This window comes from Paenibacillus sp. FSL R7-0128 (assembly GCF_038002245.1).
Lineage (GTDB): Bacteria > Bacillota > Bacilli > Paenibacillales > Paenibacillaceae > Paenibacillus_AQ > Paenibacillus_AQ silagei.
This window is the reverse complement of record NZ_JBBOCD010000001.1, coordinates 6,507,474-6,519,493: the sequence shown is the minus strand read 5'-3', so window position 1 is coordinate 6,519,493 and position 12,020 is coordinate 6,507,474. Positions and strand designations below refer to the sequence as shown.

Here is a 12,020-nt window from a genome sequence, read left to right as displayed (position 1 = left end):
AGAAAGGAGCTGCATGATGGGATACAGCATCAAAACCATAGCACAAAAAAGCGGACTGAGCCAATATACGCTGCGTTACTACGAACGGGAGGGTGTATTGCCGGTTGTGGCAAGGGATGTGAACGGTAACCGTTGCTTCAATGATGAGGATCTGGAGCTGATCTCGCTAATCTGCTGCCTGAAGGATACCGGAATGGCTATAGCGGACATTAAGCAATTCATTGCGTTCTCGCAGGAAGGCAGGGACCGTCTGCCCGATCAGCGCAAGCTGCTGCAGGAGCATAAACAGCATATCGATGAGAAGATTAAGTTCTTTCAGAGCTTTGCCCGGAAGATTGACCATAAGATCGCTTATTTTGCCTCCCTTGAGAATGAAGCGAAAGCCTCCGGAAATCATAAAACCACCTGAAAAGTAAGTTATCTGCACCGAAGTTGTGATCCGCTTCTTGGAGCCGGGGCAAACTTTGGGTAGAATAAGGAACAGATTCACTTCAAGAAGATGAAGGAGGACACTATAATGTCAGGCAATGAACCTAGTCTGGATTGGCTGAGCGATGTATCTGTATTTAAGGTGAACCGGTTGGAAGCGCATTCGGACCACCGGTATTATAGAACGATGGAGGAAGCGGAGAGACAAGCCCCCATGGCGCTGCGCCACTCTCTGAACGGAGACTGGAAATTCAGCTATGCGGTGAATGCGGCAGCCCGTGTTAAGGATTTCTATAAGACGGAATATGATACGAGAGGCTGGGGGGATATCCAGGTGCCGGGTCATATTCAGCTTCAGGGGTACGGCAGGCCGCAATATGCGAATACGATGTACCCTTGGGACGGTCTGGATGCTGTAAGACCGCCGGAGATTCCGGTGAGCAGTAATACGGTGGGCAGCTATGTGAAGTTTTTGGAGGTGCCGGAGAATATGGGGAAGGGACCGGTCTTTATTTCTTTTCAGGGGGTAGAGGCGGCTTGTTATGTATGGTTGAACGGGCACTTCGTCGGCTACAGTGAAGACAGCTTCACCCCTGCGGAATTTGAATTGACACCCTATCTGCAGGAAGGAGCCAATAAGCTCGCGGTTGAGGTCTATCAGCGCTGCACGGGGAGCTGGCTGGAGGATCAGGATTTCTGGCGGTTCTCGGGGATTTTTCGTGAGGTGTATTTGTATACGGTTCCTGAGCTGCATGTACAGGATCTGCGGATTCAGGCGGGGCTGGATGCTTCCTATGAGGAAGGCAAGTTAACGGCTGAACTTCGCATGGCGTCAGAGGCCGAAGCTGTAATCCGAATGGAGCTGAAGAATGCGGCCGGCGCTGTGGTGGCGACAGCAGAAGGACGGGCTGTGGCGGGCAAGGCGGCTCTGAGTATGGATGCAGGCAAGGTGTTCCTGTGGAGCGCGGAGAATCCGTACCTGTATAACCTCTGTATCTCTGTATGTAATAGCGAAGGGAAACTGGTGGAGGCGATTGTGCAGCGGGCGGGCTTCCGCGTGTTCGAGCTGAAGGACAAGCTGATGCTGCTGAACGGCCAACGGATCATGTTCAAAGGCGTCAACCGCCATGAGTTCAACCCCCGCACAGGACGGAACATCTCCAGGGAAGATATGATTAAGGATATCATCATCCTGAAGCAGAACAATATCAACGCGGTGCGGACCTCGCATTATCCGAATCAGACGCTCTGGTATGAGCTGTGCGATGAATACGGAGTGTATGTTATTGATGAGATGAACTTGGAATCCCACGGCTCGTGGCAGAAGATGGGCGCGGTTGAGCCGTCCTGGAACATTCCAGGTGACAAGCCGGAGTGGGAGGGGATTGTCATGGACCGGGCGGTCTCGATGCTGGAGCGCGATAAAAATCATCCGTCGATCCTGATCTGGTCCTGCGGCAATGAATCGTATGCGGGTGAGGTTATCCTGAAGGTGTCCCATTACTTCCGCAAGGCTGATCCGGGACGGCTTGTGCATTATGAAGGAGTCTTCCATAACCGCAAATATAATGACAGCAGTGATATGGAGAGCCGGATGTATGCCAAGCCCGCCGACATTGTGGAGTACCTGGAGAATCAGCCGGATAAGCCGTATATCAGCTGTGAGTATATGCATGCTATGGGGAATTCGGTTGGAGGACTCCATAAATATATCGAGCTGGAGAGCCGTTATCCGCTCTATCAGGGCGGCTTCATCTGGGATTACATCGATCAGGCGCTGGTAGCCAAGGACCGGTACGGTGAAGAGTATCTGGCGTATGGCGGGGATTTCGCTGACCGGCCGACGGACTACAGCTTCTGCGGCAACGGGATTGTTTTTGCTGACCGGATGATCACGCCGAAGATGCAAGAGGTGAAGTTCCTCTACCAGAACATCCGGCTTGTTCCTGAACGGGATGCTGTGACGGTGATCAACGGGAATCTGTTCGAGGGAACGGAGCGGCTGCTGCTGGAGTTCAGGTTGTTCAGAGAAGGACGGGAGATCTTCAAGGGGCAGCAGGAGCTTGCAGTTGCGGCTCAGGAAGAGGCGAGAATCTCGCTGGAACTGCCGGATATATCCACAGCTCCAGGGGAGTACACGCTGGCGGTAAGTCTTACGCTGAAGGAAGCTGAACTATGGGCGGATTCCGGGTTCGAGACCGCTTATGGAGAGCATGTGTTCCGCGTAGAAGCAGCCGGGGCAACAGCAGGCGGGAAAAAGGCACTGCTGCCTGCGTCCGGGGAGTTCGGCGTCATTGAAGGGGATGTAAATATCGGGGTCACCGGGCGCGGCTTCTCCGCGCTTTTCTCCAAGCAGGCGGGCACATTGGTGTCGCTCTGCTACGGTGGGCGTGAGATGATTGCGACTCCGCCGGCTCCATTGTTCTGGCGGGCCACCACCGACAATGACAAAGGGACTGCGCTGGGGTACCATGCCGGCGGCTGGTTCGCGGCCAGTCTGGCCCGCCAGTGTACGGCGGTCAGCCTGCACACCGAAGCAGACCGGGCTACGGTCAGCTTCGACTACGCCTTCAGCATCAGCAGTGAGCTGAAGGCAAGCATTGAATACACGGTCCATGCCGACGGCAGCGTCCGTGTCCGGATGGTCTACACCGGAGCAGACGGCTTGCCGGATGTGCCGGTAGTGGCGGTATCCTTCCGGATGCCGGCAGACTACGAGGCCACCGAGTGGTATGCCCGCGGACCGGAAGAGAACTACAGTGACCGCGCGTACGGAGCGCGGCTCACCCGCTTCCGGCGGAAGGTGGCGGAGCTGCCGTCGCCGTATCTGGTGCCGCAGGAATCCGGCAACCGGACGGGCGTCCGTGAGGTGAGCATCACGGACAGCCGGGGGTATGGGCTGCAAGTTCAGGCGGCTGCGGGCCAGCCGCTGGAATGTACGCTGTCACCGTATACAGCGTTCGAGCTGGAGCAGGCAGCACATGCTTATGAGCTGCCTAAGGTGCACTACACGGTTGTCACCCTCGCGGCACAGCAGATGGGTGTGGGCGGGGATGACAGCTGGGGAGCGCCGGTGCATCCGGAATACCGGATCGCAGCGGGTCAGCAGCTGGAATTCGAGTTCACGCTGACGGCGGCATTGCCGGAGGCGTAAGCATCACTAAGTAAACAGGCCATCAGCGTATTCTTCGCTGATGGCCTGTTTCATGAGAAGCGCTGCCGGTATTCGCGCGGCGACAACCCCTCCAGCTTCATGAAGCTGGAGCTGAAGTAGGAGGATTGGTTGAAGCCGACCTCTCCGGCAATCCGGGAGATCGGGAAGCTGGTCTGCATCAGCAGCAGCTTGCTCTGTCCGATACGGTAGCGGAGCAGATATTCCATGGGTGAACAGCCATATACCTTGTTCATGCAACGGGCGATATAGACCGGATGAAAGTTGAGGCTGTCTCCCAGCATGGCGGTTGTAATCTCTTCACGGTAGTGGGTGCGGAGATAGGAGGCGGCCTGCTCGGCACATAGGGTGGTTTGGGAGCTGCGGTGCTCCGGGTTCACAGAAGCGGCCAGCTGCTGCAGAAGATCCTGGAAGAGGAGCTGCTGCCGGAAGCGGACGGCTTCGAGGTGGGCGGTGGCCTGCAATTGCGTGAGCTGCTCCAATACCTCGTAAGCTCTGTCCGGCAGAAGTAAGTTAACAAACTGCGATAACACCAGATTGAAGGAGCTGATATCGAATAGAGAAGCGGGATGCTCTCCTGTAGTCTCAGTCAGAGTGCCGGAAGCGGACCCTGTCACCGATAAGGCGGGCAGGTCATGGAAGGTCTGAAAGTGGAGCCAATGATAAGCCGTCTCCTCCTTGCAGCCTTCGGTTCCAAAGTGGTGGCAGTCGGGGCGAAGGATCAAGGCATCGCCTGCCTTCACGGTGAAGCGCTGCTCCTCCTCGCCGATATACAGGCATCCCTGCTGGACAATGAGCAAGTCAAATACCTTGATCTGCTGGCGGCTCCGGTGCTGATAGCCGGGCTGGCAGTGATTGAGGCCGCTGGCTATATAATGCGGCAGGGGAGGGATGCGGAACAGAAGCGGGTTCATGGGCTGGCCTCCTGAAGAAAGTTTGGATATTGAAAGTTTAGGTTGGAGAATTAGTACATTTCCCAGAGTATATCACCTATAATTTATTACAGGCAAGTTTAAATCGTAAGGCTGTGGATAGGTCCAGCACGACCACCCGAATTCCCCCGGATTCTTCTCCTTAAGGAGTACTCCGGGGGCTTATTTGCGTTGAACTTGCGATTACTGCACAAATGTATGATAAGTGCACAGTGCGGTTAGCCGTAAAGTACAGGAATATCCCGAAGCTTCACTGTTCAGCCGCAGGAGGCTTCTTCTATACTCAGGTCATACATTGGATTTCACGAAGCCACAGGGGCCATCAAGGCCCAAGGGCAGAGGCTTCGAACCCAGTGACGCGGCAACTTATCTATAGGCATAGGAGAGTGAAGGCTTTGAGACACCGCAAACGCAAGACCGGTATACCGCTCGTCACCCAGCTTCCCTTGAAGGGAACAGGCGGGCTGTCCCCGCAGCTTGAGTCCGGCACCCGGAAGACAAGGAAGAAGGGCTTCGTGCATGAGCTGGTCCATAACCGGATTCTGTTCCTGATGCTGCTGCCTACGCTGTTGTTCTTTCTAATTAACTCGTATTTTCCGATGGTCGGGGTCTATTATGCGTTCACGCAGTTTGATTTCAATTCCGGGCTGTTCGATGCTCCCTTCGTGGGGCTCAAGAACTTTGAATTCCTCTGGAAGTCCGGCACGCTGGTGAAGCTGACGCTCAATACGATCGGCTACAATCTGGCTTTTATTTTACTCGGGAATGTGCTGGCGATTATCTGTGCGATTCTGCTCAGCGAGCTGCGGGTGAAGTGGTTCAAGAAACTGACCCAGTCGGTCATGTTCCTGCCGTACTTCGTATCGTTCGTTATTCTGAGCGTTATCGTCTACAATGTGTTCAATTATGATAACGGTTTCTTGAATACGCTGCTGACTCAGTTCGGGGCGAATCCGGTGGATGTCTATAATAATCCGGTCATCTGGATTTTCCTGATCATTCTCTTTTATCTCTGGAAAAATCTCGGCTACAGCATGGTCATCTACCTGGCCTCCATCACGGGCATCAGCGAGGAATACTATGAAGCGGCCAAAATTGACGGTGCCCACATTTTTCAGCGGATCTGGTATATCACGGTGCCGATGCTGAAATCGACCTTCGTCATGCTGCTGCTGTTCTCGCTGGGGAGTATTATGAAGGGGCAGTTTGACCTCTTTTACCAGCTGATTGGCAATAACGGGGTGCTGTACAATACAACGGATATTCTGGATACGTACGTGTTCCGCTCGCTCAAGGTGACCTTCGATGTCGGGATGGCCACGGCGGCCGGCCTGTACCAATCACTGTTTGGCTTCTTCCTGATTATGACGGTCAACTATATCATCCGTAAAATAAATGACGATTACGCCTTGTTCTAGGTTGTGCGGAACCTGCTGCGGAAGGAGAGAAAGAGCATGCAAATCAAAGACGACTCGTACACCAGGCTACTCCAAGGAGTGGCTTACACCGTAATTATACTGGGCTCCTTAGCCTGTCTGATTCCGTTCCTGCTGATTATTTCCGCTTCCCTGACGGCTAATGAGTCCATCATCAAGGATGGTTATCATTTCATACCGGCGCAGTTCTCGCTGGAGGGCTACAAGACGGTATTCACCTTCCCTGATGAGGTACTGCGGGCGTATGGGGTGACGCTGTTTACTACGGTGACGGGGACGACGCTGGGACTGTTCTTCATGACGATGGCCGGGTATGTGCTGGCCCGCAAGGATTTCAAATACCGCAATACCTTCTCGTTCTATATTTACTTCACGACCCTGTTCGGCGGGGGGCTGGTGCCCTGGTACATTATGATCACCAAGTATCTGCATCTGACCGACTCTTACGGGGCGCTGATTTTCCCTGGCTTGATGACGCCGTTCCTGATTATTCTGATGAAGAATTTCATCCGCTCGGCGGTGCCGGAGGAGCTGTTCGAATCGGCCAAGATTGACGGGGCGGGGGATTTCAAAATATACTGGCGCATTGTGCTGCAGCTCTCGATGCCCGGGATTGCTACGGTAGGCCTGTTCCTTGCGCTGGCTTACTGGAACGACTGGTTCTCCTCATCGCTGTTCATTAATGATCCGCATAAGTATCAGCTGCAGTTCCATTTGTACAATGTCATCAACTCAGCCTCCTTCATCGCCAATATGGGCGCGGGTACCGGGGTCAGCTTAGGCAGTGACCTGCCGACAGAATCCACCAAGATGGCGATGGCGATTGTGGTCACGGGACCGATTCTGTTCCTGTATCCGTTCATCCAGCGTTATTTCGTGAAGGGTCTGACGATCGGAGCGGTCAAAGGTTAGAACCGGCTGGCAGACTGTACCTTTACCATACATCTGCTATATCGGCTAACATAGAGTTAGACACAAGGATGGTATGCTTCCGGGTAGAGAACTGCACGAGGGCATCGGGGAAGCGTGGGCTTACAACAAATTCTAGGAGGGTTCATTCATGAGAAAGAAAGCAGGCAGACGATCTTTGGTTACGCTTACAACGGGGTTGCTCGCTCTATCACTCCTGGCCGGCTGCGGCGGGGGGAACAGCAATGGCAATACCGGCAGCGCCGGGAAGGACGGCAACGCAAGCACACCGGCTGCATCAGAGGGAGCGGCGAAGGCAGCGGATACCGGAATCGACACCTCGAAGAAGGTGGAGCTGCAATTCTATATGCTCGGCGATGCTCCTAAGGATCTTCCGGCCATCCAGGCGGAGGTCAACAAAATGGCTGAAGCGGACCTGAACGCCACGGTGAAGTTCAACTTCACCAGCTGGACGGACTGGGATCAGAAGTATAAGCTGCTGCTGTCCTCCGGGCAGGCGATAGATCTGATTTTTACAGCGGACTGGACGCAATATCAATCCTATGCGAAGCGCGGTGCCTTCCTGGCACTGGATGATCTGCTGCCTAAGGCGGCACCCGAGCTGCAGAAGTTCGTCCCTGAGAAAATGTGGGAGGAAGTTAAGGTTGACGGTAAAATCTACACGGTTCCGGCGACCTTCAAGGAGTATGTAACCAACGGGTTCGTCTACCGCGAGGATCTGCGCAAGAAATACAATCTCCCGGAGCCCAAGGACTTGGCCAGCTATGAGGCTTACATGGACGGCATTGTCAAAAACGAGCCGGATATGATGCCGATGTCCCTCAATAGCGATGTGGGTAACAATCTCCATTATATCTATACGGAGCTGCATAAAATGGTCGGCGCGCTGCCGTACGGCATGGGTGTGAAATATGATTCTCCGTCCACGGTCTACTCCTACTGGGGCTCCGATGAGCAAAAAGAAGAGCTGAAGATGATGAAGCGCTGGGCCGATAAAGGCTTCATTCCAAAGAATGTGCTGAATATTAAGGATACGATGCAGGACCCGGTCACTTCAGGTAAAGCGGCCAGCATGTTCGGGGACAATCCTAACCGGTTCAATGATATGAAGATGAAGATCAGCACAACTCATCCGGATTGGGAGCTGGCGTATTCTCCTTTCGGCTTAACCACCGGCTATGCGACCCCTGTACATCCGATTCACAACGGGTTCGCTATTCCGAAGAGCAGCAAGAACCCGGAGCGGGCGCTTGCCTTCTATCAGAAGATGGTGCTCGACAAACGGTATAATCAGCTGACGCAATACGGCATTGAAGGCAAGAACTACACGGTAGAAGACGGCTATTACAAGCTGGTCGGCACCAGTACCTCCAATGGCTTCACCCGTGAGGGCATGAATGGCTGGGCGTGGAGAAATCCGGAGTTCATGCTGTTTGACAAAGGCTTCGACGGGGTCAAGGCGATCTTTGATGAGCTGGATAAAATCCAGAAGCCGGACCTGTTCCTGGGCTTCGCCGAGGACTACACCTCTTATCAGGCAGAGAAGGCTGCGCTTGAGCAGGTAGAGAAGCAGTACCTGTTCCCGCTGGAGGCCGGACTGGTGGATGATGTGGATAAGGGCCTGGAGACCTTCATGCAGAAGGCCAAGCAGGCGGGACTGGAGAAGATTCAGGCGGAGTGGACGAAGCAGTGGGAGGCTTATGTTGCTGAGAAAGGTCTAAAATAATGAGGGGAGCCCCGGGAGCCGAATGGCTTTTGGGGCTTTTTGTGTGCGCGGGAGCTGGAGTGGGTGCTGGAGTGGGTGCTGGTGCTGGTGCTGGAGTGGCGATGGCGCTTGGGTGGACGCTCCGAAAACGGAACGATGTTCCGATCGCTGTTGTGTCCGGATTTTTTGATTTTACCTTAGCGGTGAAAATCCGGACACAAAGGCGAACGCTCCGCTTCTCCACATTCATTCCGTTTTCTCCGCTGTTTAAGCGCTGGGCACACCTGCGTCAACCCCGGCCCTCTTGCCGCGTCAGCCCCCGGCTTCCGGGGCAGGTGGGGAGAGCAGAAGAGCCCGTCTCCACGAATCTGGAGACGGGCTTGAGGTGAAGCGTACCCTAGCTTCTCCGTGCACACGGAGAAGGGCTTGGTGTTCCACCAAAGCGAACAAAAGAAGGCTTGGTGTCCCACCAAAGCGAACAAAAGAAGGCTTGGTGTTCCACCAAAGCGTTACCATGGATGATAAAGTGTGCTATCTAGTCAATTCTATGAAAAATTGCTGTAAGTCCAGTTCTGATTTTATATTTTCAATTACGTTTTTTAGTCCAGGGACCCACAGCAGAGTGTCCTGCCGAATATAGTTTAATACTATGGCACAACTCCGTTCAAACTTTTCAATATGCGGACTGTGTTCATTTGTCAAAACATTTCTGACCTCTTCTGCTAAATTCATATAATCTGAGTTAATGTGATCCTGTTTACTAATTTCAGCAGGTTTTAATTTGGACCACACATAAGCTCCTCCTTCAACAACTGCTTCTGATCCCTCTAAATATTCCAGGAATGAATCCTCATTAATAAATTCATCGATCCGCTCCTCCAGACCTTTGAAAGCTTGGACAAAATTAATAACGTCTTCCAAAAAAGACACCTCCCGGATAAATAAGAAGATATGATTTTTGCTTGCTGTACAATTTCCTCAGTTAGCAAAACAATCTTATGTGATTTTAGTATATCGTGTTTTTTAACATTTTCAATTGTGAAAATGTTAACAAGTTGAATCTAAACTGGGGCCACGGCCCCAGATCGAAAACTTACAAATACGATTTATATAGTCCGCACGCTCTTTAAACGCCGGTAGTCGGTAGGCGTCGTACCGAAGCTGCGCTTGAACATCCGGTGCAGGTAGGAGCTGCTGGTGAAGCCGCAGCGCTCGGCGATCGCGGTGACGGGCAGGTCGGTGTTCTCCAGCAGGGCGCACACTTCGCGCATCCGCACCTCCAGGATGACATCGACGATGCTGTTCATGGTCTGTTGCTTGTAGAGGCGGCTGATATAGATGGGTGACATGTCCAGTTCATCGGCGATCTGGTTCAGGCTCAGATGAGGCTTCATGTAATCCTCATTGATCTTGGCGTTGATCTGGCAGATGAGGTCGTGCTGCTTGGTGTTCTTTTTGCCGGCCAGCTGCTCCTGCAGGGTATGGAAGAGGGCGGTGAAAGCCTCCTCGAGCTCCTCTATCGTCTCGATAGCGTCCAGGCTCGGCAGCTCGGCCATTCCATCGATTTGTAAGCGGTTACGCTTCTGGATAGTGTTCACGATCTCTCTAACGGTGACGCTGAGCCTGGACACGGTTAGCTGCGCGGTCTGGTAAGGGAAGGCCCCGGTCTCGCGGATCATCGCGCTGAACTGCTCGGCGGCGTCCGTCAGCTTGCCGCTCAGCAGCGCATCCGCTAGTCTCTTCTCCTTGTCAGCCGGATAATGATAAGTGCTGGACTCCAGCGCACAGATGTCCCGGGCATTCAGGATACTGCCATGCCCATAGAACAGGCGGTGATTCGACGCCTCGCGGACCTGCTGATAGAGCTGATGCAGATGGCTGGCATTACGGTCGATATGGCTGTAGGTCAGGGTAAGACTGATCTTCAGATAGTCGGAGCAGGCCTGCTGAATCTGCCGGAGCAGGGCTTCGATTAGGCCGGTATCCGTATATTCGACGGGATCGATAATGTTCAGCAGCACCAGAATCCCGTCATCGTTCATATCCACAGTCTCCACGCGGTAGGTCTGGCCGCAGATTTCGGAGGCGATGTTCATAATGGCGAATTTAGAGGCCAGCAGATAAGAGGAGCGGGCTTCCCGGAACTCCCGGTAACGGTCAATCCGCAGCAGGATCAGCCGGTAATCATCATTGAAGGTGAAATGAATGCCGAGCTGGCGCAGCTTCTCTACCTGCTGCATGGACTGCAACGGCTTCAGGCCGAGGATCAGGTCCCGCAGTGTATTTTGCCGGATCATGAACATGCTGTCGCGCTTCTCGGTCTCCAGAATATGCATCTCGCTGACAATCCGGTTCATCGGCAGGTAGAGGCTTCTGGACATGATCCAGGAGAGGCCGATGCCGGCCACCAGCACCAGACCTGCGATCAGTAAGGTGGTGTTGCGGATGTTGTTGGTCTGCTTCGTAATGATCTCATACGGCGTAATTCGTACATACTGCCAGCTTAAATCATCCGGTGCCGTATAAGAGATCAGCGAGTTCACGCCCCCGAAGGGAGCGATGAAATACCCGGCCTCCCGGCCCTTGATCCGCTGCTCGATGAATCCTGCTTCCTCCGGGGTAAGCTCCTGCTGCTTCAGGCTGTTGCTGGAGCGGAAGGCGCCCTGATCATCCAGAATATAGGTCGCGCTGGTGGAATCCGCCGGGCTGGCGATCTCTTTGTTGATCCACGGAGCCGAAATATTCACAATCACCGCCGAATTAATGGCCCGGTCCCAGCCGATCGCATCCAGACACAGGAAGGTGTAGGCACGGACCTGATCGTTCTCCTGTGCGCCGTTGGAATAGACTCTGGGAATGGGAGTGAACGCCTTATAGTTCTGATAGTGGCTCAGGATATCCAGAATGGAGGTATCGACCAGCTCCTTCTCGTTATACACACCGTTCTGACCATGGGAGGAGGCAACATACAGCTGTCCGCCCTTGGGATTATATACATAGATGGATTCAATATAAGGCATGGAGCTTAGATAGTTGCCCAGCTCGGACATGGCGGCGGTGACATCGTAGATGTCCGGCTTATCGTAGAACACGATTTTGGAGATGGTGCTGTTGCGGTAGATTTGAAAAGAAAGCGATTGCGCAGCATCCGTCATGTTCACGACCTCGCGGCTGGTCTGTGTGAGGTTGCCTAGGTCGGACTGGAAGGTCTGTTTCTTTTCTACGCCGATATAGTAGTTGTAATAAATGATGGTGGAGACCAGAAAGGTTAAGGAGACGCAAAGCGTAATGCTGACTAGCAGTCTGCTGTACAATGCCCGTTGATTGCCGATCTTGTTCAGTCTCATCCAAAGTAGCCCCCTGACTCACTGTGTATTCTTGCGGGTACCGTCCTTGTCTTAAATGTTCATAGTACG

8 protein-coding genes are annotated in these 12,020 nt (G+C 53.5%); 5 read left to right on the top strand and 3 right to left on the bottom strand.

Features of this window, described 5'->3' with window-relative positions:
- Nucleotides 1-13 precede the first annotated feature (13 nt).
- Together NST26_RS27590 and NST26_RS27585 are read left to right on the top strand one after the other, a co-directional pair.
- On the top strand, nt 14-409 hold the full coding sequence (locus NST26_RS27590; protein ID WP_083685759.1) for a MerR family transcriptional regulator: 396 nt from the start codon (nt 14-16) through the stop codon (nt 407-409).
- 108 nt (nt 410-517) lie between these two features.
- Nucleotides 518-3,583 carry a glycoside hydrolase family 2 TIM barrel-domain containing protein gene (locus NST26_RS27585; protein WP_340980309.1) on the top strand — a complete coding sequence of 1,022 codons (3,066 nt, stop codon included), beginning with the start codon at nt 518-520 and terminating at the stop codon, nt 3,581-3,583.
- 50 nt (nt 3,584-3,633) lie between these two features.
- Here the strand turns inward: NST26_RS27585 and NST26_RS27580 are convergent, their stop codons facing one another.
- Nucleotides 3,634-4,515 carry a helix-turn-helix transcriptional regulator gene (locus NST26_RS27580; protein ID WP_340980308.1) on the bottom strand — a complete coding sequence of 294 codons (882 nt, stop codon included), beginning with the start codon at nt 4,513-4,515 and terminating at the stop codon, nt 3,634-3,636.
- Nucleotides 4,516-5,084: 569 nt separating this feature from the next.
- Between NST26_RS27580 and NST26_RS27575 the strand changes: the two genes are divergently transcribed.
- From NST26_RS27575 to NST26_RS27565, 3 genes are all read left to right on the top strand, one after another.
- Nucleotides 5,085-5,951, top strand: coding sequence for an ABC transporter permease (locus NST26_RS27575; RefSeq protein ID WP_235192047.1), 867 nt, complete (start codon nt 5,085-5,087; stop codon nt 5,949-5,951).
- A gap of 36 nt (nt 5,952-5,987) precedes the next feature.
- Nucleotides 5,988-6,881: a carbohydrate ABC transporter permease gene (locus tag NST26_RS27570; RefSeq protein ID WP_036700398.1), complete on the top strand. Its 894-nt coding sequence runs from the start codon at nt 5,988-5,990 to the stop codon at nt 6,879-6,881.
- Between the two features lie 148 nt (nt 6,882-7,029).
- Nucleotides 7,030-8,625: an extracellular solute-binding protein gene (locus tag NST26_RS27565; RefSeq protein ID WP_340980307.1), complete on the top strand. Its 1,596-nt coding sequence runs from the start codon at nt 7,030-7,032 to the stop codon at nt 8,623-8,625.
- A 510-nt stretch (nt 8,626-9,135) separates the two neighbouring features.
- On the opposite strand, the gene NST26_RS27560 is transcribed toward NST26_RS27565, so the two are convergent.
- Nucleotides 9,136-9,525 carry a hypothetical protein gene (locus NST26_RS27560; protein ID WP_076085619.1) on the bottom strand — a complete coding sequence of 130 codons (390 nt, stop codon included), beginning with the start codon at nt 9,523-9,525 and terminating at the stop codon, nt 9,136-9,138.
- A gap of 185 nt (nt 9,526-9,710) precedes the next feature.
- The gene (locus NST26_RS27555; protein ID WP_340950366.1) at nt 9,711-11,951 is read right to left on the bottom strand and encodes a helix-turn-helix domain-containing protein; all 2,241 of its coding nucleotides are present in this window, start codon (nt 11,949-11,951) and stop codon (nt 9,711-9,713) included.
- Nucleotides 11,952-12,020: the final 69 nt, after the last annotated feature.